General features: G+C 49.9%; 20 protein-coding genes and 1 pseudogene. 17 read left to right on the top strand and 4 right to left on the bottom strand.

Annotation, left to right across the window (positions count from 1 at the left end):
• Positions 1 to 181: 181 nt before the first annotated feature.
• The 9 genes from Q0198_RS08295 (at position 182) to Q0198_RS08255 (ending at position 9,857) form a co-directional block, all read left to right on the top strand.
• Positions 182 to 346, top strand: coding sequence for a hypothetical protein (locus Q0198_RS08295; protein ID WP_297896856.1), 165 nt, complete (start codon positions 182 to 184; stop codon positions 344 to 346).
• Between the two features lie 84 nt (positions 347 to 430).
• A complete protein-coding gene (locus Q0198_RS08290) occupies positions 431 to 1,096 on the top strand; it encodes a uroporphyrinogen-III synthase (protein WP_297896853.1) in 666 nt (221 codons plus the stop codon).
• 242 nt (positions 1,097 to 1,338) lie between these two features.
• The gene (purD, locus tag Q0198_RS08285; protein ID WP_297896850.1) at positions 1,339 to 2,595 is read left to right on the top strand and encodes a phosphoribosylamine--glycine ligase; all 1,257 of its coding nucleotides are present in this window, start codon (positions 1,339 to 1,341) and stop codon (positions 2,593 to 2,595) included.
• Complete coding sequence (locus tag Q0198_RS08280) at positions 2,592 to 3,029, top strand: RDD family protein (RefSeq protein ID WP_297896847.1); 438 nt, start codon at positions 2,592 to 2,594, stop codon at positions 3,027 to 3,029. Before purD ends, Q0198_RS08280 begins: the two co-directional genes overlap by 4 nt.
• On the top strand, positions 3,016 to 5,274 hold the full coding sequence (locus Q0198_RS08275; RefSeq protein WP_297896844.1) for an LPS-assembly protein LptD: 2,259 nt from the start codon (positions 3,016 to 3,018) through the stop codon (positions 5,272 to 5,274). The genes Q0198_RS08280 and Q0198_RS08275 overlap by 14 nt, the downstream gene beginning before the upstream one ends.
• A complete protein-coding gene (locus Q0198_RS08270) occupies positions 5,274 to 5,993 on the top strand; it encodes a phosphoribosyltransferase family protein (protein WP_297896841.1) in 720 nt (239 codons plus the stop codon). Before Q0198_RS08275 ends, Q0198_RS08270 begins: the two co-directional genes overlap by 1 nt.
• The gene (locus tag Q0198_RS08265; protein ID WP_297896838.1) at positions 5,977 to 8,091 is read left to right on the top strand and encodes a polyribonucleotide nucleotidyltransferase; all 2,115 of its coding nucleotides are present in this window, start codon (positions 5,977 to 5,979) and stop codon (positions 8,089 to 8,091) included. The genes Q0198_RS08270 and Q0198_RS08265 overlap by 17 nt, the downstream gene beginning before the upstream one ends.
• A 20-nt stretch (positions 8,092 to 8,111) precedes the next feature.
• Positions 8,112 to 8,966 carry a universal stress protein gene (locus tag Q0198_RS08260; protein WP_297896835.1) on the top strand — a complete coding sequence of 285 codons (855 nt, stop codon included), beginning with the start codon at positions 8,112 to 8,114 and terminating at the stop codon, positions 8,964 to 8,966.
• Positions 8,967 to 9,398: 432 nt separating this feature from the next.
• Positions 9,399 to 9,857, top strand: coding sequence for a hypothetical protein (locus tag Q0198_RS08255; protein WP_297896832.1), 459 nt, complete (start codon positions 9,399 to 9,401; stop codon positions 9,855 to 9,857).
• A gap of 125 nt (positions 9,858 to 9,982) precedes the next feature.
• On the opposite strand, the gene Q0198_RS08250 is transcribed toward Q0198_RS08255, so the two are convergent.
• The 4 genes from Q0198_RS08250 to dcd form a co-directional block, all read right to left on the bottom strand.
• Positions 9,983 to 11,122: a cation:proton antiporter gene (locus Q0198_RS08250; RefSeq protein WP_297896828.1), complete on the bottom strand. Its 1,140-nt coding sequence runs from the start codon at positions 11,120 to 11,122 to the stop codon at positions 9,983 to 9,985.
• Between the two features lie 104 nt (positions 11,123 to 11,226).
• Positions 11,227 to 12,111, bottom strand: a complete 885-nt coding sequence (locus tag Q0198_RS08245; RefSeq protein ID WP_297896827.1) for a metallophosphoesterase family protein — start codon at positions 12,109 to 12,111, stop codon at positions 11,227 to 11,229.
• Positions 12,108 to 14,339 (bottom strand): type I DNA topoisomerase, encoded by a 2,232-nt coding sequence (gene topA / locus Q0198_RS08240; RefSeq protein ID WP_297896825.1) that lies wholly within the window; start codon positions 14,337 to 14,339, stop codon positions 12,108 to 12,110. Before topA ends, Q0198_RS08245 begins: the two co-directional genes overlap by 4 nt.
• Before the next feature lie 3 nt (positions 14,340 to 14,342).
• The gene (dcd, locus tag Q0198_RS08235; RefSeq protein ID WP_295150800.1) at positions 14,343 to 14,906 is read right to left on the bottom strand and encodes a dCTP deaminase; all 564 of its coding nucleotides are present in this window, start codon (positions 14,904 to 14,906) and stop codon (positions 14,343 to 14,345) included.
• A 123-nt stretch (positions 14,907 to 15,029) separates the two neighbouring features.
• Between dcd and Q0198_RS08230 the strand changes: the two genes are divergently transcribed.
• The 8 genes and pseudogenes from Q0198_RS08230 to pepT all read left to right on the top strand — a co-directional run bounded on the left by Q0198_RS08230 (position 15,030) and on the right by pepT (position 24,591).
• Complete coding sequence (locus Q0198_RS08230; RefSeq protein ID WP_297896823.1) at positions 15,030 to 16,079, top strand: type II asparaginase; 1,050 nt, start codon at positions 15,030 to 15,032, stop codon at positions 16,077 to 16,079.
• A 422-nt stretch (positions 16,080 to 16,501) separates the two neighbouring features.
• Positions 16,502 to 16,960: an acetyl-CoA carboxylase biotin carboxyl carrier protein gene (gene accB, locus Q0198_RS08225; RefSeq protein ID WP_291938704.1), complete on the top strand. Its 459-nt coding sequence runs from the start codon at positions 16,502 to 16,504 to the stop codon at positions 16,958 to 16,960.
• The gene (locus Q0198_RS08220; RefSeq protein ID WP_291938702.1) at positions 16,957 to 18,294 is read left to right on the top strand and encodes an acetyl-CoA carboxylase biotin carboxylase subunit; all 1,338 of its coding nucleotides are present in this window, start codon (positions 16,957 to 16,959) and stop codon (positions 18,292 to 18,294) included. The genes accB and Q0198_RS08220 overlap by 4 nt, the downstream gene beginning before the upstream one ends.
• Positions 18,295 to 18,717: 423 nt before the next feature.
• Positions 18,718 to 19,956 (top strand): M20 family metallo-hydrolase, encoded by a 1,239-nt coding sequence (locus Q0198_RS08215; RefSeq protein ID WP_297896821.1) that lies wholly within the window; start codon positions 18,718 to 18,720, stop codon positions 19,954 to 19,956.
• 10 nt (positions 19,957 to 19,966) lie between these two features.
• The gene (locus Q0198_RS08210) at positions 19,967 to 21,283 is read left to right on the top strand and encodes an amidohydrolase (RefSeq protein ID WP_297896819.1); all 1,317 of its coding nucleotides are present in this window, start codon (positions 19,967 to 19,969) and stop codon (positions 21,281 to 21,283) included.
• A gap of 10 nt (positions 21,284 to 21,293) precedes the next feature.
• A complete protein-coding gene (pepE, locus tag Q0198_RS08205; protein ID WP_297896817.1) occupies positions 21,294 to 21,992 on the top strand; it encodes a dipeptidase PepE in 699 nt (232 codons plus the stop codon).
• Between the two features lie 11 nt (positions 21,993 to 22,003).
• On the top strand, positions 22,004 to 23,347 hold the full coding sequence (dcuC, locus tag Q0198_RS08200; protein WP_297896815.1) for a C4-dicarboxylate transporter DcuC: 1,344 nt from the start codon (positions 22,004 to 22,006) through the stop codon (positions 23,345 to 23,347).
• A 12-nt stretch (positions 23,348 to 23,359) separates the two neighbouring features.
• Positions 23,360 to 24,591, top strand: a pseudogene (pepT, locus tag Q0198_RS10970) (peptidase T).
• The last annotated feature ends 684 nt before the right edge of the window (positions 24,592 to 25,275 follow it).

The following is a 25,275-nucleotide window of genomic DNA, read 5'->3' as shown; positions in this document are numbered from 1 at the left end:
AAGAGCGGCGAAATTTTAAAATTTAGCGCTCGTAGTTTTGAAATTTCGTAGCCGCGGTTTTAAATTTTAAAATTTGGCGAGCTTGACGATCTGTGTGGATGCATACACAGGCTGCGCGGGGCTGGCGAGCTATGTAATACGTCTGCCGCGCGCAGATTGAGCTTTGCGGCGGCGTTATTAAGTGCCCGCCGCAGACTGCGAAGTAAAATTTAAAAAGCGGGGCTCGCACAAAGCGATGAATTTAAATTTGACGCTTCGCTTGCGAGATAAAATTTTAAAAAGCGCGCCGCAGCTAAGCTGCCTAAACGCGACTGAAAAGCAGAGGGGCTTTGCGCGCGGGTTTTAATCGGCGTCGAGGGCGGTACGGAGTAGAATTAAATTTAAACTCAAACGCTAATGACGACAGATCGGATTTTTTCGAGAGCGGAATTTGATCGAAGCAAATTTAAACATGGAGGGCGTTTTGATATATCTGGTGTCCAATACGAAATTTGATCATCCACAGGTGAGGCAGCTTGCGGTTTGCGAGATAAAATTCCTCAAATTTAGCCTGCCTGCGCAGATCAGCGCGCTAATTTTCACCTCCAAAAACGCGGTGGCGGCGATAAAATTTAATGAAATTTCACTTGATTTAGATACGCCCGTTTACGCTATCGGCGAGCCGTGCGCTGCGGCTGCGCGCGAGTTTGGATTTCGCGATATTTTTGTGGCGCGGCACGGGCACGGAAATGAGTTTGCCGCCGAGATCGCGCCGCTATTGCAGGGCAGAGACGCGCTGTATCTGCGCGCGCGCGAAACGGTATCGAAGCTGGAGCAAATTCTATCTAGCGCCGGCGTGCGGCTGCAAAGCGTGATCGCCTACGAAAATTGCGTCCTTAGCCTGCCCGCCGCCGCAAAGCCGCCGCAAGGCAGCACGCTGATTTTTACCTCGCCTAAAAACGTTCGCGGCTTTACCGAAAATTTCGGCTGGGACGGTGGCTACAAGGCGATCTGTATCGGCAGGACGACGGCGAGCGTTTTGAGCGAGTTTTGCGAGCCGATAATCTGCGAAAGAGTGTCGATAAAATCCTGCGTCGATCTAGCGCTTTTGCCATAGTTTAAGCAAATTTAGACTATAATTTTGCCCAAGCCTGGGTGAAGCGAGAGCGTTTTATATGAGGGTTCAACATATTTGTATAAGCGACGACGTGAGAGGTCCGTGTGACGCGGCTCGGCTCGAGCTTTTTTAAAGTTACGGGTTGCGACCTAGAGATTTTTCCTAGTTGCAAGATTGGCTTTGTTTGAGCCGATTCTTTTTACGCAACGCTCACTTGGGTTTTTTACGTTACGGAGGCTTCATTGAATATCCTAATAATCGGCGGCGGCGGTAGAGAATACGCGATCGGGCTAAGACTTCGCGAGGATAAAAACGTTTTAAATCTGTATTTTGCTCCGGGAAACGGCGCTACAAAGGCGCTCGGTAAAAATTTAGATTTAAAAGATTTTAATGAGCTCGCGCTCTTTGCCAAAAACAACGACGTAGCTCTTACCATTGTGGGCGCCGAAGAGCCGCTTACAAAAGGTATCGTGGATATTTTTAAAGCGCAAGGTCTCGCGATATTCGGCCCCAGCGCCGCTGCAGCGAAGCTCGAGGGCTCTAAAGCCTATATGAAGGACTTTCTGGCGCGAAATCATATTAAAACCGCAAAATTTCTAAGCAGCGACGATCTATCCGAAATTTCAAAATTTATCGATACCCTAGACGGCCGCGTCGTGGTCAAAGCGGACGGCCTATGCGCTGGCAAAGGCGTCATCATCGCAAATTCCAAAGATGAAGCCAAAAAAGCCGCTACGGACATGCTAAGCGGCGAAAGCTTCGGCGAAGCCGGCAAGCGCGTCGTCGTGGAGGAGTTTTTAGATGGTTACGAGCTGAGCTTTTTTGCGATCTGCGACGGGGAGAATTTCGTAAGCTTGCCCGTAGCGCAGGATCACAAAAAGCTTCTTGACGGCGATCTGGGTCCGAACACCGGCGGCATGGGAGCTTATGCGCCAAGCCCGCTAGCGGATGCCGCGCTGATAAAAAAAGTACAGAGCGAGATCGTAGCACCTACGCTAAAAGGGATGCGGCAGCAGGGCGCGCCCTTTTGCGGCGTGCTATTCGTGGGGCTTATGATCGTGAGCGGCGAGCCTTACGTGTTGGAGTACAACGTCCGCTTCGGCGATCCGGAGTGCGAGGTTTTGATGCCGCTAATCGACGGAAATTTGAGCGAAATTTTATACAACGCCGCCATAGGCAAGCTAAGTAGCATAAGCCTAAAAGAGCGATTCGCAGTGGGCGTCGTGATGGCTAGCGAGCGCTACCCTTACGGCTCTTCGCAGCCTGCATTGATCGAGGTTGGCGAAATTCCCGCGGACGCGCATATCTGCTACGCAGGCGTGAGCGAGCGGGAGGGGCAAATTTACGCTAGCGGCGGGCGCGTTTTGGTAAGCGTGGGCGTCGCGCAGAGCCTAAAGCAGGCGCGCGACGCGGCTTACGCGCTGTGCGAAAATATAAAATTTAGCGGCGCGCAGTATAGGCGCGATATCGCGTATCAAGCCTTAAGAGATAAAATTTGAACATCGCTCCGCTTGGCAAGCGCGTAATTGCGTTTAGTATCGACGAAGCGGTGAGCGTAACGCTTTTTGTGGTCGTGCTATTTGCTATCGACGAGCCAGAGCTTGTTGCAGCGGCGCAGAGCGGAAGCAATCTTGAGGTACAAAAGATCGCTTCAAAATTCATTTTGCATTACGCGATAATAAAATTTTTATATCAGGCGATTTTTGTCTATCTATACGGCGCGACGCTAGGCAAGCTTGCGGTTAAAATTTATTGCGTCCGCGCCGACGGCAGCGCTATGGATATCACTACTGCAGCGATCCGCGCGGCGGTTAGGTTGATAAGCGAGATGATCTTTTATATGGGATTTTTGGTGGCGCTTTTTACGAACTCGCGTCAGAGCCTGCATGATATGGCGGCGAAAACATTGGTGGTAGAGATTGAAAAAGAGTAAAAAATTTAAAATTCTAGCGCTTAGTTTTAGCGCTCTTTTAGCAAGCAGTGCGAGCGCAAAGGTCCAAGACGTCGAGCTTATAGCAGATAATGTCGAGAAAAACGGCTTTTTGACGGAGGCCAGTGGCAACGTAACGGTGTATTCGCAGGACTACTTTATCACCGCCGATCGCGCTACATACGACGAGCAAAACGGCATCATCGAGCTTTTTGGTAACGTCAATGCGATGCGTGGCAGCAGTGAGACCACGCGCGCCCAGCATGTCAAAATCGATCTGAAAAACGATAAGCAGCAAGCCGACGTAAATTTTATGATGGACAAGGACTCCGAGCTTTGGATGCAAAACGACGCCAGCTGCAGCGACAGCGAGTATTACCGCGTGAAGGGCTCCAGCGTATCTAGCTGCAACGTTACCGATCCTGATTGGCGGATTAAATTTAGCAGCGGCATGCTCAATAAAGAGAGCAAATTCCTCCATCTTTTCAATCCGAGATTTTACGTGGGCGATGTGCCGGTGCTCTATCTGCCGTATTTCGGCTTTCCGACCGACCGTACGCGCCGCACGGGCTTGCTGCCTCCCGAGGCTGGCTACATTAGCAAGGAGGGGATTTATTATAAGCAGCCGATCTATTTTGCGCCTTACGATAGCTGGGATTTTCAGCTCGATCCGCAGGTGCGCACGCGCAGGGGCTTTGGCGTATACGGGACATTTCGATTTACGGAGTCGCCGTATTCTTACGGCGAGATCAGAGGCGGAGTTTTTGATAACTTCTCGCGGGCGCAAAAACGCCTCGAATACAAGAACGAGCGTCACCACGGCTTTGAAGTGCAATACGATCGCAGCAAACTTGCAACCTATCTGCTAGATGGCGATCTGCGCGAAAATTTATGGATCGATTTTACTCAGCTAAACGACCTTGAATACTACGATCTGAAGGAAAAGGGAGGTCTTGGCGACGATGCGGATAACTCGCTCGTAACTTCACGGCTGAATTATTATTTGACCTCAGACGAGCACTATTTTGGCGCTTACGGACGCTACTATATCGATACAAGCAAGCTAAACGCCGATAATACCTTCCGCAACGAAGATACCGTCCAAGAGCTTCCGACGCTGCAATATCATAAATTTAGCAATGATTTGGGACTGCCAAATTTGATCTATTCGCTTGATGCGAAGGCGCGTAATTACACCAGATGGGAGGGCGCGACTGCTCGCCAATACGAGTTTGACGTACCGATTAGTATAAGCACGCCGCTACTGGCGGATTATTTAAATTTCGCCTTTACCGAGCGAGTGTATATGACTAATATCGATTGGCACGATAAATTCTACTACGCAAACGGCGATCTTGGCGAGGATAAAAGCACTTTCTACGCTAATCAATACACCGAGCTTTCACTCTACACCGACGTAGCCAGGGCTTACGATAGCTTGTATCACACTATGAGCTGGAGAGCGGATTTTAGAATTCCAAGCTGGCAGCAAGGCGATATAGAGGATAGAATTTTAAAGTATCATCAGTATAGATACGACCTCTCTCGCGGCGCAGTAGATCGCTCGCGGCTGGGTAACTTGCAAGACTCGCTTTATTGGGAGGATAACTTCTTGAGCGAGCTTAGTGACGAATACACCCACGAAAATGCAGCTTTAAGTATGACGCAGTTTTTTTATAATGAAGACGGACGTAAATTCTTACGCCATAGCGTCAAGCAGCGATATGACTTCGACGATCATGAGTTTGATGATTTAGAACACCGCATCGACGGGTATTTCACAAACGGCTTAAATATCGGAAACCGCTTTACCTACTCGCATAAATATAAAAGCTTCGATAAGGTCTATACCTACGCCAACTACTCCAACGACGACTTTAGCTTTGGACTTAGTCACGCTTACGAATACGAAAAGCTAAGCATGGAGCCTAAACGCTATACGAAAGATAACTACGGCATCGTAAACGCTTCGGTAAATTTGCCTAGGAATAATAAAATTTTTGGGCGTTGGGATTACGACTTGGAGCGATCTTATTCTAAAATGTGGCGTGTGGGACTTTCTCATACGCGCAAATGCTGGAATTACTCTTTTGTGTATCAAGAGGATATCGAGCCTAAAAATACCAGTACGACGGGCTATAGCAAAGCAAGCAAGGAGCGCGGAATTTACTTTCTCGTAAATTTCTATCCGTTCGGCGGAGTAGGGTATGATTTTTCAGTAGATAGCGAATACGGAAGCGAAAAATAATGACGCCTAGAGCCGAGCTGATGTTTGAAAACCAAATCGACGCCGCGATGAAGCTTTCAGAAATTTTACCCGCTGCCGTGATCAAAAACGAAAATTTTCTAATAATCGCCCAATCCCTGGAGTCGCTTCCTATCGCAAACCATCTTGCTCTAAAATTAGGGCTTGCTTATGAGTTTTTATTTACTGAGCCCGTTTTAGCGCCTAATAATCCGGAATGTGCGATCGCGTGCGTAAGCGAGACCCAAGAGATCGTGATGGTAGATGAGCTCGTGCGAAGCTTCGGCATCAGCTTGGATTACATTTACGGACAGGCGAACAGACTTTATGAGGAGAAAATTTTAAAAAATATGTATAAATTTCGCAAGGGCGAGCTTTTGGGAAATTTAGAGAAAAAAAACGTCATCTTGGTAGATGAGGGGTGTGAGAGCGGGCTGACCGCGCTTACTTGCATAAAGACGCTCGTAAGCTTAAACGCCAAAGCGATCTTTTACGCCACTCCCGTTATCGGCAGCGATAATGCGGACGAGATCGCCATGCTAGTAGATGGAATTTATGCTGTTCATAAGATCAGAGATTTTGTGAATGTGGATTTTTATTACAAAGAAAAAACGCTCTCAAGCGCGGAGGAGATAATGCAAATTTTAAACAAATGCCCGCTTTATCTGCCGTTTCACGAGACTAACAAAAACAAGGAGAAAATTAATGCAGTGCAAAATTGAAGTAAATGGCAATACCGAAATTTTCGATATCAATAAGGTCGCAAAGCAAGCCGCGGGCGCGGCGCTTTTGCGCGTAAAAAATACTGTCGTGCTGGCTACCGTAGCGCGCGAAGAGACGCAGGTGCAGGAGGACTTTTTGCCCCTTACCGTGCAATATATCGAAAAGATGTACGCAGCGGGCAGAATCCCCGGAGGCTACATCAAGCGCGAGACCAAGCCGGGCGATTTTGAGACGCTAACGAGCCGCATCATAGACCGCTCGCTGCGCCCGCTCTTTCCAAAGGGCTATGCGTATCCGACGCAGATCGTGGTTTACGTGCTGTCGGCAGACCCCGAGGTCGATCTGCAAGTCGTCGCTCTTAATGCGGCGTCCGCGGCGCTATATCTTAGCGATATCCCGATTAAAGCGCCCGTTTGTGGCGTCCGCATAGGCTATCAAAATGGAAATTTTATCTTAAACCCGAGCAACTCCGAGCTTAAAAATAGCGCGCTCGATCTTTACGTAGCCGGCGTCGGCGATGAGCTTTTGATGATCGAGATGCGCTCCCTGCCGCAGATTAATGGCGGCGCGCAGCAGATGAATGAATTTAGCGAAGATCTGATGGTGGATGCGATCGATTTTGCCGCAAAGGCGATAAGCGCAGGCTCGGGCGCCTACGAAGAGGCTTTTTTGCCGCTTAAAAAGCCCGATGCGAGCCTAGAGTATAAACCCGAGATCGAGGATGAGGATATTGCGGACTTCATCGACGCAAATTACAAAGACGCCGTCAAAGCGGCGATCAATCAGATGGCAAAGAGCGAGCGCGCTACCGAGCTAAACAAAATCGTAGATCAAATTTTAACTACCGAAGCCGCTGCGCAAAACGAATGGAGCAAAGAGGTGATCTCCAGCGTCATCGGCAAGTATAAGCGCGGCATCATCCGTACGCAAATCATCGAGGATCATTGCAGAGCCGACGGACGCGCGCTTGATGAGGTGCGCCCGATCAGTATCGAGACCAATATCCTGCCGTGCGCGCATGGAAGCTGCCTATTTACGCGCGGGCAGACGCAGGCTCTGGTCGTCACCACGCTGGGCGGAGATAGCGACGCGCAGCTAAGCGACAGCCTAACGCAGCTCGAGCCGATCAACGATAGATTTATGTTTAACTACAACTTCCCGGGCTTTTGCGTCGGCGAAGCAAGTCCGCTCAGAAGCCCGGGCAGACGCGAGCTGGGGCATGGAAATTTAGCCAAAAGAGCGCTGTATCCGAGCATCGATCTAAACTCGCCGCAGTCTATTCGCGTAGTGAGCGAAATTTTAGAGAGCAACGGCTCAAGCTCGATGGCTTCGGTCTGCGGCGGCGCACTTTCTCTCCGAGCAGCGGGCGTACCTACGCTTAAGCTCGTTGCGGGCGTCGCGATGGGCTTGATTTTTGAGGGCGAAAAACACGCCGTGCTAACCGACATAATGGGGCTTGAGGATCACGACGGAGATATGGATTTTAAGGTCGCGGGCACCTATGAGGGCATCACCGCGCTTCAGATGGATATCAAGCTCGGCGGCATTAGCCTGGAGGTTTTAAAAGAGGCTCTAGCGCAGGCAAAGCAGGCTCGTGCGCATATTTTGGGCCTTATGGAGCAGGCGGACGCGGCAATCGTCATAAATGAAGATGTGCTTCCGAAGCTTGAAATTTTTAGCGTCGAGGCGAGCAAAATCCCAGACATCATCGGCCAGGGCGGCAAGGTCATCAAAGAGATCACCGAAAGCTTCGGCGTAAATATCGATCTGGATCGAGAAAAGGGTGAGGTCAAGATTCAAGGCGCCAAAGCTAGCGGCGTATCGGGCGCGAAAGAGAAAATTTTATCGATAGTCTCAAATTCTCGCGATTTTCGTAAGCCGCGCAGTGAACGCAAAGAGGTAAAATTTCAGATCGGCGAGGAGTTTGACGGCGTGGTGCAAAGCGTGCTGGATTTCGGTACCTTTATCTCGCTACGAGACGGCGTGGACGGGCTACTGCGCGCCAAATTTATCACGACGCCTTACAAGGCGGGCGACGTGGTGCGAGTGCGCGTGACCGAGCAGAAGGGCACTAAAATTTCACTGGAATTAGCTTAAAATTTTAATAGGAGTATGAGATGCAGCTTAAAAAGATTTTTTTCCCTATCGGCGGCGGCGAGGAGCTGGCAGAGCGTATACACGGAGCGCTGCTAGTGAATAAATTTTTCGGCACGCACATCAACATAATGGCGTGCCAGCTCGATCCTAAGATGATTTACAATGTCCGTATGACGCTAAAAGGCGGCGTGTTGATGGAGGAATTTTTAAAATCTGCGGGCGATGAGATGAGGGCCGAGCGCGAGGAGATTAAAGCGATCTTCGACGCCGAATGCGCTAAGCTGGGCTTAGATCAAAACGACGACGATCACGTCCCAAATAGCGCCGCTTTGAGGCATATGGTAGGCATCCGCTCCGAGCTGGTCGAGAAATACTCTAAATATTGCGATTTGGTGCTGGTCTCGGTGCCGCCTACGGGCTCTATCACGGGCACATTCGAGGCGGCGGTCACCAAAAGCGGCAAGCCTTGCATCGTCATACCGCGCAAGCTGAAGGAGTTTAGGGCGGATAAAATTTTGGTCTCGCTTACCGGCACTGCGGCATCTGCAAGGGCGCTTGATAATTGGCTGGAGCTTTTGCAGCGTGCCAAATCTATCACCGTCATTACTGCAAATCACTACCTTCAAGATGATCTTGCCGAAACTAAGCGCCGCATAAGCGACTATCTAGCCTTGCATGACGTTAAAATCGATGTTTTTGAGGCATTAAATGCCGAGGGCAAGATCCCGGGGCAGGTGCTGCTAGAGTACGCCGACGCGGGCGATTTCGATCTAATCGTCGCAGGTTTGCACTCAGACAGCGGCATAAAGGAAATATTCTTAGGCGGCGCGTCGAAATACTTCCTACAAAAGACCAAAATTCCGGTCTTAATGTAGCTAAAGCCTAGACGCCGCGTCGCGGTACACCGCCCGCACCGCGTCTAAGCTTAATCAGCTTTTAAGCACCGCAAGCTAAAGCTTAAATTTTTAATCGGCTTTCGAAATCGGTTCTAATTAGAAATTTTTTGACTATTGCGGCTTTGCTAGCCCGTCCGCAAATCGTGCAGTTATGCTTCTTACGGAGGGGTTACGATTAATTTTTGTCGCTAGCTTTGCTAACGAGCCGCATTTGCTTTGCCGCGGCTAGAGAGCAAATATGTCCGCGGCGAGCAGAGTTAGCGGTCGCGGCAAGCTCGTCGGTCTATCTTTAAGCGCGGCGAGTTTGAAATTTCTATGCTTGCCGTTTTCGGCTGCGTAGCGAAGTTTTGCATAAAATTTGCGCTTGAAATTTCTGTTTGCACGCTAAATTTTAAATTCCAAGGAGCGTAGATGGCTTTTGAAAACGCAATCATCACCAAAGAGGATGATGAGAAGTATGGATTGAGCGAAATTTACTACAAATATAATCTATACTATGAGACTTTTATTAACGAGCTTGGTTGGACTATTGATCGAGATACAGATTGCTGGCTATGGAAAATTTATAGTTTTCCTGATCCAGATTATGACCATGGCACTGATTCTAAAGGAATTTGGATTTTATATTATAATGGTGAAGTTATTGAAGTCACCCTTGATTATGATATCGACGAAGCATTGAAACCTGGAGAATTCCATAGAATTTGGAAACTGCTTAATCTAAATCCAAAGCAAACACCTCTTTTGTCGGCAAGCGATATAATGAAGCTGTTGAATGTAATATTAAAAGCGTATGGTTATTCTACTCGGGAACAAATCCCAAACTACACTATGGAGCTACAAGACCTAACCAATCGCGCCGCAAAATAGAGCTTTAAATTTAACCTCATTTTAGTCCCGCATAAAATCAAATTTCATAGAATTCTAGAATTTCGCAGAATTTTAAAATTCTAAAATTCCAAAATCCTATAATCTCAAAATTTTAAATTCCCGCCCTAAAATTTCTTGTAAATCAAATTTATCAAAATCATCGATGCTAGCGCCTCTATGAGCGAGGCGATGATCATCGCGAAGTATATCTCTTGCGAGATCGCGGCGGTAGAGTAAAAGAGCGTCGCCGTGGCGATCACTAGCGTCAGAGGCATAGAAAGCGATAGTGCGAAAAGCGCCGCGCCTTTGCGCCCTAAGGTGCTTAAAAACGTAGCGCTCGCAAGCAGCCTGATACCGAACATCAGCGCCGCTAGGCTTGCGGCAAAGCTCATCACTCCGGGCATAAGAAGCGCCTCAAGCTTGATCACGGCTCCGGTGTGTATGAAAAATATCGGCACCAAAAAGCCAAAGCCGAACGACGATAGCTTCTCGATGAGATCGTCCTTGTGCGAGAAAAAAGTCGGCAGAAAGGTGCCTGCGATGAAGGCGCCGATTACGACCTCAAGCCCCAAAAGCATCACTCCCGCGCAGATGAGGCAAAACAGCGCCATCGCAAATCGCACGTCCTTTTCGTTCTTGTCGTATTTGGGCATGATGACCGTTTTTAGCGCGGGGAACCACCAAAATAGAATTTCAAGCCCTTTAAAAACCGCTAGAGCGGCGACCGAAAAGCCCAAAAGCGCGCCGATATGAAGCGCCATCTCGACGCCGAAGCCGTTTTTAAGGTAGATGCCGCCCACCGTGAGGGCGGCGATGCTGATGAGCTCGCCGATCACGCCCGCGGGCATCGCGAGATTGAGCCACGCTTGATCCTTGCCGTATTCCTTATACAGCGCCGAAATCAGCCCGACGCTCATCAAAGGCGCTGCGATGATAAGCATCTGCGGCAGTTCAAACATCCAAACCGCAAGCGCGCTTAGGATATAAAGCAGCGCCAAAAAGATTATGATCAGCCGTAGAATTTTGCGCGGCATCGCAAGCAGCGCGCGGAAATCCACCTCGCAGCCCGCCAAAAACATAAGGTAGCAAAAGCCGATCTGAGCAGCCAGATCGAAGGTTGCGCTTGGCGGCAAAAGCCCTAAATTTGCGGCTATGATGCCAAGCATGATCTCCATGGGCGAGAGCGGAATTCTAGCTAAGCTAGCCAAAAAGGGCGAAGCAAAGATCAAAAACGATAGCGCGATTAGGACGTAAATTTCATTCATAAGCTTTGGCCTCGCATCCTTTTAGATTTTCTCCGCACTGTTTTAGAATTTTTTCGCATCTTTCTAGCATTTTCTCTGGCTGCCCAGGGGCTTTTCGTATCATTTTAAGACTTCCTTTCGGGCGCTTTATAGTTCTTTGCGCTGCGAACGGAGACGAAATATGCGCAATTTTCGCTCTTGCACCACAACACAGGCAAATCGAAAAGCCGCTTTTTGCGCCCACAAATCTCGCCCGGATTTAGCACGAGCACGCCGTTTTTATCCACCGCCGCGGCGAAATAGTGGGTATGGCCGTAAATTTTGATAGTTGGAATTTTATCCGCGCCGCACCCGCACGGACCCCGATTTTTACCTTCGCCGCTTGCATTAGGGTCTGAACTTGCGGTTAAATTTGAGTTTAAATTTGCGTTTGAGTTTGAAGCGAGGCCCGCGTCCAAATCTAAGTCTAAATTTGCATTTGAGTTCACTTCCGCGCCCGCATTCAAGTCCAAGTTCACATTTAGACTTGCGGACTGCCCGCTTTTTAAATTTGCGCTCGCGCTAACTATGTTTTTAAAATTTACATCTGTGCTGTGCGCGCCGTTTAAAATTCTATCTGCACTCGCAGTATTAAAATTTGAGTTTAAATTTACCGAGCGATCCGCGCCCGCGCCTAAATTTAGCCCGTCTGCTTCGTTTTGCGCCGCGGGCTCCTCGTCAAAAAGATAAAACGGATGGTGCATTATTTTTAGCCGCAGCCCTGCAAACTCCGTGCAAAAGGGCTCGTCGTGCAGGTTGAACTCATTTTTAAACTCAGCAAGCGCTTCGTCGTTGTTCCCTAAAACCGCGAAGTAGGGCTTGCCGCTTTGTCGCAAAAGCCGCAGCGTCTCGCTCTCGACGATGCCCTCTGCGTGCACGAGCAGATCCGCTCCGCGCGCGAGCAGCCACTCTATGGCGCTGGCAGCGACCTTTGTTTCGCGATGAGAGTCCGAGATGACGCCTATTATCAATCGATCTCTTCTTTAAGCTTGCACTGCGGGCACTCGGCGAAATTGCCTTTTTTCAGCTCTTTGCGGAGCATGTATGAGTTGCCGCACTGCGGGCACGCGCGCGCAATCGGCGCGTAGTTGCTCACAAAGCCGCATTTTGGGTAGTTCGTGCAGCCGTAAAATTTGCCGCGTTTGGAGAAGCGCTCGACGATCTCGCCGGTGCCGCAGCTCGGGCACTTAACGCCCGTGGAGAGCAGCGGTTTTTTCTCCTTTGCCGCGCCTTCGATTTTACGCGAGTATTTGCACTTCGGATAGCCCTCGCAAGCGATAAACTCGCCGTATCTGCCCTTGCGCTTGATCAAATTTTTACCGCACTGCGGGCATTTTTCATCTAGCACTTCGGGCGCCGCCTTCTCCTCGCTCGCCCCTTCGGCGCTCGCATCCGCGTTGCGGGAGTATTTGCATTTCGGATAGTTCGAGCAAGCGATGAACTCGCCGAATCTGCCCTGGCGCTTAAGTAGCTCGCCGCCGCAGTTCGGGCATACTTCGCCGATCTTTTCGGCTAGCTTTTGGCTTGCGATCGACGTTTTTCCTTTGGCGATCTCGTCCATAAAAGGATAATAAAAATCTGCCAAAATTTGCTGCCAGTCCGCTTTGTTTTCGGCGATGTCGTCGAGCTTCTCTTCCATTTTGGAGGTAAACTCGCTATCGACGATATTTTTAAAATTTTGCTCCAGCATCTCGGTGATCTTAAAGGCGATCTCGCTCGGCACCAGGTGCTTTTGCTCGATATTTACGTAGTTGCGCGCCGTAAGCAGCGAGATGGTAGGCGCATAAGTCGAGGGCCTGCCGATGCCGAGGCTTTCGAGCTTTTTGATGAGGCTTGCTTCCGAATAGCGCGCCGGCGGCTCGGTGAAGTGCTGCTGCGAGCTTAGACTTTGCAGGCTCATCGCGTCACCCGCGCTAAGGCTCGGTAAAATTTTATCCTTATCCAGATCGCCGTAAGTTTTGTAAAAACCGTCAAATTCCATCTTGCGCCCGCTGATTTTAAACGCGCCCTCTTCGCCGCGCACGATGATCGTTTGGATCTGCGAGACGCTAGGGCTCATCTGCGAGGCTATGAAGCGGTTGTAGATGAGCGCGTAAAGGCGGTATTCGTCGCGAGGCAAGATTTTTTGCGCGAGCTCGGGGGTAAGCTTCAGATCGGTAGGTCTTATCGCTTCGTGCGCTTCCTGCGCGCCTTTACTTTTGGTGGCGTATAAATTTGGGCTTTTCGGCAGATACTTTTCGCCGAAGCGCTCGCCGATTAGCTCGCGAGCCGCCGCGATCGCTTCTTTAGCGATATTTAGCGAGTCGGTTCGCATATAGGTGATCGCACCGCCGTTTTTGGTATTGACGCCTTCGTAAAGGCTCTGCGCGAGGCTCATCGTCTTGCGCGGATTAAAGCTTAGAGCCGTGCTCGCCGCCTGCTGCAGCGTCGAGGTCATAAACGGCGGGTAAGGGTTTGTTTTGCGCGACTTGCTTTCGATACTCTCTACGCTAAATTTGTCTTTTTGCAGCGTCAGGACGATCTCGCTAGCCTGCTCCGCGTTTTTGACCGAGAGCTTTTCCATCTTTTTGCCGCGAAATTCTACGAGCTCGGCTTCTAAGTCCTTCTTAAAAACCGCGTCGATGCTGTGAAATTCTACCGGTTTAAAATTTAAAATTTCGCGCTCGCGATCGACGACGATCTTAAGCGCGGCGCTTTGGACGCGACCCGCGCTTAAGCCGCGCTGGATCTTTAAATTTAAAAGCGGGCTTAGCTTGTAGCCCACGATGCGATCGAGCAAGCGGCGCGCTTGTTGAGCGTTTACGCTTGCGATATTGAGTTTGCGCGGCGAGCTTAGCGCGTTTGAGATCGCGCTTTTGGTGATCTCGTGAAATACGATGCGCGGCAGCTCCTGCGCCTGCTTGCCGATCGAAGCTGCGATATGATAGGCGATCGCCTCGCCCTCGCGGTCCTCATCCGTCGCGAGGTAAATTTGATCCGCCTTTTTGGCGAGCGTCTTTATCTGCTTTACGATCTGATCGTGATCGGCGCTGATTTCGTATTCGGGCTCGAAGCTTTTATCTTTGATTTTAATGCCGAATTTTTTCTGAGGCAGATCGCGGATATGGCCTTTAGACGCGATTACGTCGTAATTGTCGCCTAAGAAATTTTTGATCGTTTTGGCTTTTGCGGGAGATTCTACGATGATTAAATTTTTCATTGTTTAATCCTTTAGAATTCTAGGCAGCGTGATGCCCTTTTGGCTTTGGTATTTGCCCTTTTTGTCGCAGTAGCTCACCTCGCACGGCTCATCTCCTTGCAGAAACAAAACCTGCGCGATCCCTTCGTTCGCGTAAATTTTTGCAGGCAGCGGCGTGGTGTTGGAAATTTCAATCGTGATGTGCCCTTCAAAGCCCGGCTCAAAAGGCGTTACGTTTACGATGATGCCGCAGCGCGCGTAGGTGCTTTTGCCTAGGCAGATCGCAAGCACGTCGCGCGGCATTTTGAAGTATTCGATAGTGCGCGCTAGCGCGAAGGAGTTCGGCGGCACGATGCAGACGTCGCCCTCAAAGTCCACGACGTTTTTTGCGTCGAAATTTTTAGGATCGACGACCGTTCCGCCGACGTTTGTAAAAATTTTAAATTCGCGCGCCACGCGTATGTCGTATCCGTAGCTGGAAAGTCCGTAGCTAACGACGCCGCGGCCGATATTTTCCTCGCAAAAGGGCGTTATCATATCGTGCTGCTGCGACATCTGTCTGATCCATTTATCGCTTTTCAGTCCCATAAAATTTCCTTAAAATAATCAAAATTTTTCGCGCATTATAGCAGCAAAATAAAATATAATAAAAATTTTATGCTAGAATTTTGCTTAAATTATAAAAATTTTATCACTTTTTAAGGAGCAATTATGGGACTACTCAAGAAATTTGCGTTTATTACGTTTTTTATCGCATCTTCTTTAGCGGCGGCGAAACCTAATATCTATATCTTGGCTACCGGCGGCACTATCGCGGGAAGCAGCTCAAGCGCCACGGAGGGCAACTATACCGCAGGCTCAAAGGGCGTAGAAGATATCTTAGCGACAGTACCGCAGTTGGGGGATTTAGCTACGATTAAAAGTGAGCAAATTTCAAATATCGGCTCGCAGGAGATGAATGATGAAATTTGGCTCAAGCTTGCAAACCGCGTAAGCGAACTGCTTACTAAAAACGATGTCGACGGCGTCGTCATCGTACATGGAACCGATACGATGGAGGAGACGGCGTATTTTTTAAGCCTAGTAGTAAAATCTAAAAAACCGATCGTGTTGGTGGGTGCGATGCGAAACGCAGACTCGATGAGTGCTGATGGACCGCTTAATCTATACAACGCCGTTGCCGTCGCGGCAGATAAAAACGCTCGCGAAAAGGGTGCTCTTGTAGTGATGAACGACGAGATCCACGCCGCGCGCGAGGTTACGAAAACAAATACTACTAACGTTGCGGCTTTTGCCTCGCCGAATTCCGGCAAAATCGGCACCGTAAATTATGGCGTCGTAAATTTTTATATGGCGCCGCTTCGCAAACACACCGTCGCAAGCGAGTTTAATATCAAGGACCTCAAGGCCTTGCCGCGCGTCGATATCATCTATGGACACGCGCAAGACAGCGGCGATTTGGTCGATACAGCGGTGCAAAAGGGCGCTAAGGGCATCGTAGTCGCCGGCATGGGAAACGGAAATTTATACCCCGATACGGAGGCTGCGCTTGCAAAAGCTAGCGAAGCGGGCGTGATAGTCGTGCGCTCAAGCCGCACGGGCAGCGGCTCAACTAGCGTTAGCTCGGAGGTAGACGACGCAAAACTTGGCTTTCTAACCGCAGATAATCTAAATCCGCAAAAGGCGCGCGTACTGCTGATGTTAGCCCTTAGCAAAACGAGCGATAAAGCGAAAATTCAGAGCTTTTTTGCGACACATTAACGCATAGGGCTTCGCGCAGATAGAATTTCGGTGCAAGGCTTTAAAATAAAATTTCAGCGCGAAATTTTAAAAAAAGCAAGGCGCTGGATTTTAATATGAGCTCGGAGGCGAGATTTTAAAGCAAAGCGCGGAATTTTCGCGCTCTGAGCCTGGGCGTAGAATTTCGGTCGTAAAATTAAGCGTTAAATTTTTAAAGGATTTAAAATCATCCTGCGTTCTTGCGGCAAAATTTCGTGCTTTGCCCGCAAAGCCCGAGCTTTAAAATATGCTAGGCAAATCGCACCTTATAAATATTTAAAATCAGTCCGCAAATCCGCCGCAAATTCCGTGCCGCGCCTTTTAAAAGCTCCCTCAAAAATCCATTTAAAGAAACAATTATAAAAATTTAGCTAAAATTTCGCAAATTTTTTCAGGAGAAATTTATGACAAAAGCAGAAATCAAAGAGTTAATGGATTTTTTCGGCGAAAAGCAGGGCATTAACGAGCTAAAAATTAAAGATAAAGATTTTGAGATCGAGATAAAAAAATATGGCCCATGCGGTGGGAGCACGCCTCAGCTCGCCGCACCGGCACCTGCCCCGCAGCTTGCTGCGCCTGCGGTAAATGTGCTCGTGGGTGATAAGCCCGCCTCAAAAGGCGCGATGGATACGATCGACAGCCCGATGGTAGGTACTTTTTATAAAGCGCCAAGTCCCGGTGCGGCAGAGTTCGTAAGCGTAGGTCAGGTCGTGCATAAGGGCGATACGATCGGCATCATCGAAGCGATGAAGATTATGAACGAGATCGAAGCGGAATTCGACTGCCGCATCAAAAAAGCTCTCGTCGAAGACGGACAGCCCGTCGAATACGCTATGGCGCTGTTTGAGGTCGAGAAGCTATGAGGGAGCTTAAGAAAATTCTAATCGCAAATCGCGGCGAGATAGCGCTTAGAGCGCTTCGCACGATCCAAGAGATGGGCAAGCAAGCCATCGTCGTGCACTCCACCGCCGATCAGGACGCGCTTTACGTGAAATACGCCGACGCGTCGGTCTGTATAGGCGGACCGCGCAGTAGCGATAGTTACCTAAATATCCCCGCGATCATCACAGCCTGCGAGCTAACCGAAGCTGACGCGATATTTCCGGGATACGGCTTTTTGAGCGAAAGTCAAAATTTCGTAGAAATTTGCGCTAAGCACGGCATTAAATTTATCGGCCCGAGCGTCGAGGCAATGACTTTAATGAGCGATAAGAGCAAGGCTAAGCAAGTGATGATGCGCGCGGGCATTCCTGTAGTGCCTGGCAGCGACGGTGCGATCGCAAGCGTCGAAGAGGCACGCAAGCTAGCCGCCGAAATCGGCTATCCGGTCATCATTAAAGCCGCAGCCGGTGGCGGTGGGCGCGGAATGCGCGTGGTCGAGCGCGAAGAGGATATCGAAAAGCTCTTTTGGTCGGCAGAGAGCGAAGCGATGAGCGCGTTCGGCGACGGCACGATGTATATGGAAAAATATATCACAAACCCACGCCACATCGAGGTTCAGGTCTTGGGTGACGAGCACGGACACGTCGTGCATATCGGCGAGCGCGACTGCTCGATGCAGCGCCGCCATCAAAAGCTGATCGAAGAAAGCCCGGCCGTGATCTTGGACGAGCCGACACGAAAGAGCCTGCACGAAACGGCGGTTCGAGCCGCTAAGGCGATCGGATACGCAAGCGCGGGAACGTTTGAGTTTTTATACGATAGCAAGGACAAGAAATTCTATTTCATCGAGATGAATACCCGCTTGCAGGTCGAACACACCGTAAGCGAGATGCGAAGCGGGCTCGATCTGATCGAGTGGATGATCCGTATCGCACAGGGCGAGAAGCTGCTACCTCAAAGCGAGATAAAATTTAGCGGGCATGCGCTTGAGTGCCGCATCACCGCCGAGGACTCCAAAAGCTTTATGCCAAACCCAGGCAAAATCACAAAATACGTCGCTCCGGGCGGCAGAAACGTCCGTATGGATAGCCACGTCTATGAGGGCTACTCGGTGCCGCCTTACTACGACAGCATGATCGGCAAGCTCATCGTTTACGACAAGGACCGCGCGCGTGCGATTGCGAAGATGAAAGTCGCGCTAGATGAGCTCATCATCGGTGGCATAAAATCGACGCGCGATTTTCATCTTAGGATGATGAATAACCCCGATTTCGTGGATAATAACTACGACACAAATTACCTAGCCAAGCATTAAATTTAAAATTCCAAGGGATAAAATTCTCTTGGAATTTTAAAATTTATTTGAAATTCTGCATTTAAAATTCCGCTTGAAATTTTACATTTAAAAATCTACTTGAAATTTTGCTTTAAAATCCCGTCGCGATATGCTTTAAATTTTGCTATTAAATTTACCGCTAAATCTAGATGGTGAGGCGCGAGGCACGCCATTGTTGCCGCTTATATGTTTTACAGCGAGATTAATGCTGGACTCGGTTTAAATTTTACGTTCCGCGACGGTTGAAATTTAGAATACGTGTCTTGGCTACCGCAAATATTCGCTTTTGTCCATGCGGTTTAGCGTTGGTATGCGCCGCCGCGAAAAGTAAATTTCAGCTTTGTTATATAAATTTAATATTAAAATGCCGTACACATAAATTTTTTAAGAAAAGGAGAATTTATGGAGATAAACACTCGGCGTCTTAAAAGCGAGTTCGAGCAGATAAGCCGCTTTGGGGCTTTGGCGGGCGGCGGGCTTACGCGGCTTGCGTTTTCGTGCGAGGATAAAGAGGCGCGCGACTTCCTCATATCGCTACTTCAAAAAGAAAATTTCAAGATCAAAATCGACGATGCGGGCAATATTTTCGCTAAATTTGGAGGCGTTAAAAATCCAGATCTGCCGCCAGTTAGCGCTGGCTCGCATATCGATAGCGTGCCGCAGGGCGGCTTTTACGACGGCACGTTAGGCGTCATGGCTGCTTTGGAGGCGATCCGAGCGGTTCGAGATAGCGGCGAGGAGCTTGCGCGCCCGCTGGAACTCATCGTCTTTGTTTGCGAGGAATCAAGCCGCTTTAAAATGGCGACCGTAGGCAGTAAGATAATCAGCGGCAAGCTCTCGCGGCAGCGGCTAGGCGAGCTAAAGGATGGGGACGGAATTTCGCTATTTGACGCCATGGAGGCTTTCGGGCTAAATCCCACAAATTTAAAAAGCTGCGTCCTGCCAAAATCCAGCTTTCATAGCTATATTGAGCTTCATATTGAGCAGGGACCGGTATTGCAGCGGCGAGGGATCCCAGTGGGCGTCGTCACGGGTATCGCCGCGCCCGTGCGATACGAGCTGCGGATCGAGAGCAGAGCCGATCACAGCGGCGCTACGCCGATGGATATGCGTTGCGATGCCCTAGCTTGCGCTAGCGAGATCGTTTTAAGCGCGGAGAGGATCGCAAAGATGGGCAAAACCACGGTCGCGACGGCGGGCTATGCAAACGCGCTACCCGGCGTGCTAAACGTGATCCCGGGCGCCTGCACGCTAGGGCTTGATATACGCGATATAGACGAGGATGCGCTCAGGGCGGCGGATGATAAAATTTGCGCCGGGATAGATGAAATTTGCGCTCGCAGAGGGTGTAAATTTGAATTAAAAAATCTCATCAAAGATCGCCCCGTAAAGCTAAGCGAAGAGATGATCGCTCTGCTTGAGAACTGCGCCGGCGAGCTTAAAATTCCAAGCCTGAGGCTTCCTAGCGGCGCGGGACACGACGCGATGAATATGACGGAGCTTGCGGATCGCGTGGGGATGCTTTTCGTGCCGTGCAAAGACGGCATCAGCCACAACGTAAATGAGAGTATAAACTGGCACGACGCGTTTGCCGCTACGAAGGTTCTAGCTGCGGCGATGTTAAGCTTAGCCAAAAAATAAAGGAGAAAAAATGGATGCTATCGCACAAAAAGTAGAGGCGCTAAAAAGCGAGATGATCGGGGATCGCAGGTTTTTTCACTCGCATCCCGAGACGGGCTGGTTTACCTTTTTTACGACCGCGGTTATCGCAGATCGTATGCAGCGCTTGGGCTATGAGATAAAGCTCGGTCGCGAAGTGGTGAAAGCTGAAGCGAGGCAGGGCGTAGGCGGCAAGGATGCCTGCGAGAAGGCGAAACAGCGCGCCGAAGGGCTGCTAAATGCAGATCAGATAAAATTTCTTGATGCGATGGAGGATGGGCTAACGGGTCTCGTGGCCGAAATAGACACGGGGCGCGCGGGCAAGACGGTCGCTTTTAGATTTGACATAGACGGCGTAGACGTGACCGAGAGCACGGACGCGGATCACCGCCCTTTTAAGGAAGGCTTTCGCTCCGACATTAGCGGCATCACGCACGCGTGCGGACACGACGGGCATATCACGATGGGGCTTGCTTTGGCAAAGCTGATCGCGCAGAGCCTAGACGATTTTAGCGGTAAATTTAGATTTATATTCCAAACCGCGGAGGAGGGCACCAGAGGCGCCGTAGGCATGGAAGCTGCGGGCGTCACCAAGGGCGTGGATTACTTGCTGGGCGGTCATATCGGCTTTCAGGCAAACACGATGAGAGGCATCATCTGCGGTACCAAAAAGCTACTTGCGACCACTAAATTTGACGTAAGCTTAAAGGGTAAGTCCGCTCACGCCGCGGGCGCGCCGCAAAATGGAGCCAACGCTCTGCTCGCCGCAGCCGAGATGGCGCTTGATATGCACGGCATCACTAGACACGCAGACGGCGTCACGCGTATCAACGTCGGTGTGCTGCGCGCAGGCGAAGGACGCAACGTCATCGCGCCTAACGGCTACCTTGCGTGCGAGACGCGCGGCGAGAGCACGGAGCTGAATGAGTTTATGAAGGCCAAGTGCATGGACATAGTGGAGGGCGTTTCTAAAATTTACGGCGTCAGCTACGACGTGCAGGTTACGGGCGGCACCGCGGGCGGCGATAGCGACGAGGATAGCACGCAGCTTTACGAGGATGCGGCGAAGGCATCGCCGTTTATCGACGATGATAAAATCGTAAGGGAGCTAAGCTTCGGCGCGTGCGAAGATTTCGCGCATTTTATGCGCTCGGTGCAAGATGCGGGCGGCAAGAGCGGATATCTGATGATAGGTACGACGCTTGCGGCGGGACATCACAACGCCAAATTCGACTTCGACGAGGACTCGCTGCTTGCAGGAGTGGACGTTTATCTGCGCTGCGCGTATAAGCTAAACGGCAAAATTTAAGGAAAGCGGCATGAAAAGAGCACTACTTCTAAGCGCTTCCAGTTACAAAGACAGCGGCTATCTGAACCACTGCAAGGGGTGGATCAAGGAATTTTTAGGAGATCTTTGGGAGGATGAAATTTTATTCATTCCGTTTGCGGGCGTTAGGCGCACGAACGAGCAATACGAGCAGAAGGTCGCGGACTGCTTGGAGAGTAACAATATCAGATCGATCCACCGCTTTTCCGATATGAAAGCCGCCGTTAAAAATGCCAAATCGATCTGCATCGGCGGCGGCAATACCTTCGTGCTGCTAAATGAGCTTTATAAATTTGATCTCTTAGGCGCGATCAAAGAGGCCGTGGATAGCGGTACGCCGTATTTCGGCTGGTCTGCGGGCGCAAATGTCGCGGGCAAGACGATGATGACTACCAATGATATGCCGATCGTCTTCCCGCCCTCGCCGGTAGCTCTGGGGATCTTTCCGCACCAGATCAATCCGCACTTCATAAGCGGTAAAATTTCAAACCACAACGGCGAGAGCAGGGAGGAGCGGTTGGAGGAGTTTTTGATCGTCAATCAAAACGACAGCGTCTATGCTATGCCCGAGGGTAGCGCGTTTTTGATAAACGGAAACGAGTGCGAGGTGATGGGGCATGCGGACGTGCTGAAATTCGAGCATAAAAAAGAGATCTCGCGCATCGCCGTGGGAAGTAAATTTAAAATTTAAAAGGAGTTATCGTGCAGACACTTAGGCTATTTTTGGCGCTTGCGGGTATCGTCGCAGTCGTCGCTTTACTAATCATGAAGAAGGATACCAAAACCGTGCTTATCGGCGTGGGTTTGGTGCTGTGCGTGCTTTGTCTAAAGCCGCTAGACGGGCTAAACGCCTTTACCTCGTATATGACTAAAGCAGGTCTTATTAAGGCGATCTGCGCCAGCATGGGTTTTGCCTTCGTGATGAAATTTACCGGCTGCGATCGCGCACTTGTAAATTTACTAACCAGACCCCTCGGCAATATCGGATTTTTATTAATCCCTATCGTCGTGGCGCTTACGTATTTCATAAATATCGCTATCCCCTCCGCTGCGGGTTGCTCCGCTGCGGTAGGCGCTACGCTGATCCCCGTGATGATGGCTGCGGGCGTTAAGCCCGAGATGGCGGGAGCTGCGGTATTTGCGGGAACTTTCGGTAGCGTTTTAAGCCCGGGCTCGGCGCACAACGTATTTGTAGCCGATATGGTAAAGGCGCACAACCCATCTTACACGGTTCAAGACGTTATCGGAGTGCAGTTTTATAGCGCGATTACCGCTTTGATCGTAGTTTTGATCGTAATGAGTATAACGGCGATAGTTTGCAAAGACTACACCAAGGGGGTGAATTATCTCGCACAAAAGGAGGGCGGCGCAAATTCCGTTGCGTCAAATTCAGCCGACGGTTCAAATTTAGACACGCAACCTCAAAAGATAAACGTCTTATACGCGCTTATGCCGTTAGTGCCGCTAGTGATCTTGGTAATCGGCGGCACGAGTCTAAATCAGGTCTCTTTCCTAAAATGGACGAAGATGGGCGTCGCCGAAGCGATGCTACTGGGCGCTATCCTCACCATCGCCGTTACCCTAACCGATCCTCAAAAAATTACGAAGGAATTTTTCAAAGGAATGGGTAGTGCGTATGCCGATATCATAGGTATCATCATCGCAGCAGGCGTCTTCGTCGCGGGGCTTAGTGCGTGCGGAGCGATCGATTTCGTAATCGAGTGGCTTAAAAACGAGCAGGGCTACGTAAAATTCGGCGGAACCTTCGTGCCGTTTTTTATGGGCGTCGTAACGGGCTCTGGAGATGCGGCGTCGATGGCGTTTAACACCGCCGTGACAGTGCATGCGGATGCGCTGGGCTTTGAACAAGACAAACTCGGTATGGCGGTTGCGATAAGCGGCGCGCTAGGCAGGAGCGCATCGCCGATCGCGGGCGCTTGCATCGTTTGCGCGGGACTTGCGATGGTAAGCCCTATTCAAATCGCTAAAAGAACGGCTTTAGGGATGTTTCTATCCGTCTGCGTCATCGCATTTTTCATTTTGTAAAAAGGCTTATTTGTGGATATCGTGCAGAGGTTTTTAAACTACACCAAGATCAACACTACCACGAATAGGGTCGCGGGCGCTGCTGGCATAATGCCCTCAAATCCTAAGGAACTCGAGCTTGCAGGCCTCATAAAAAGCGAGCTCGAAGCTCTTGGCATCGAAAATATCAGCCTTAACGAGAAGTCGATTTTAATCGCTAAAATTCCCTCAAATTTAGACACGCCCGCTGCGAGAGTAGCTTTTTTTGCTCACCTTGATACCAGTGCCGAGCAGACGAATGATACCAAAGCTCAGATCGTAAGATACGAAGGCGGCGATATTTGCCTGAATAAAGAGCTAGAGATCTATCTTAAAGAGAGTGAAAATGAGGAGCTGCGAGATTATAAAGGAGATGAGATTATCGTAACGGACGGCACCAGCTTGCTAGGCGCCGACGATAAGGCGGCGATCGCCGCGATCGTAAATGCACTGGAATTTTTCGTCCAAAATCCGCAGATCAAGCACGGCGAGATAATCGCTTGCTTCGTACCGGACGAGGAGCAGGGCTTGCGGGGCGCAAAGGCACGGATGTAAGCGAGATAGGCGCGGATTTTGGCTACTGCCTTGATTGCTGCGGCATCGGCGAGTTTATCTACGAGAATTGGAACGCGGGCGATTGCGTCGTTACCTTCAAGGGTCAGTCCGCTCATCCGATGAACGCCAAAGGCAAGCTCGTAAATTCCTTACTTTTGGCGCATAAGTTTATCTCGCTGTTGCCCGCGGGTGAGGCGCCCGAATACACAGAGGGCAGGGAAGGCTATTTTTGGGTTAAGGAGCTTAGCGGCAACAGCGCAAAGACCGTCCTAAAGATCGACGTGAGGGAATTTGACGAGAAAAGATATGAGCAGCGTATGGAATTTTTACAAAAGACGGCGGACGGGCTTCGCGCGATCTGGGGCGATCGGATCGAAATTCCGCTAAACGACCGCTATAAAAACGTCTATAACTTTTTGAAAAACGACGAGGCACCTGCAATTCGATTTGCGAAGCAAGCTTTTAAAAACTTAAATATCGAGCCCAAGATCAAGCCTATGCGAGGCGGCTACGACGGCGCCGTCATCTCCGCAAAGGGGCTGCCGTGCCCGAACCTCTTTACCGGCGGGCATAATTTCCACTCGATCTACGAATACCTGCCCGTAGGCTCTTTAAAAGCGGCGAGCGAGGTGGTTAAGCGGATCATAATGCTGGCGGCGGCGCGAGCTTAGCTAAGGCGCTTTCTACTCCGCGCGCAGATTTGGCTTTAAATTTAATTCGTTCATTCCGCCGCGAAATTTTACCCTGCAGGGCGGAATTTTATCTAGCGGACGAAATTTTGCCGAGCAAAGCGGAATTTTGCTTTACTAAGCGGAATTTCACGCGGCTATGAAATTTTGCTTTGCTCTACCGAACGCGCGGTTTAGCGAGATCAAAAATGCGCGTTGTAAAATTTTGCCGCATCCTGTGCTTTACAGCCCGCTTATTGTCGTGCCCTTAATGCTATTCGCAGACGGCGCGACCGCGCATTTTTGCAGCCTACACGACAAGCTGCGGTGAATTTTATATTTCGACGATTTAGATGGCTAGCAGACACGCCGTATCGGCCGGCAAAATTTTATCCCCGCAGCAGGCAGAGCGGACGTTTTTAGCGCAAGTGAGATCAGCCTTTAGGAACTAGACGGCGTCGCAATAGCGCTTAAAAAGGCACGGAATTTCTTTAAATTAAAATTTTGCCGTAATGCTCGGCTCGCGCTGAATTATCTATAAACTGCACAGGCTAAATTTAACGCTTCGTGTAAAATTTTATCGCGACTTTCTTTATTTCAAAGGCGCAGTTCAAGCCCGAAACGAGGCTCGAATTTTAAAATTTAGCCCAAAAACCTAGCTTGGTTTTAATTTAAAATTTTTTACCT

Source organism: uncultured Campylobacter sp., assembly GCF_938045205.1.
Classification (GTDB): Bacteria; Campylobacterota; Campylobacteria; order Campylobacterales; family Campylobacteraceae; genus Campylobacter_B.
This window is presented reverse-complemented; position numbering and strand designations above follow the sequence as displayed.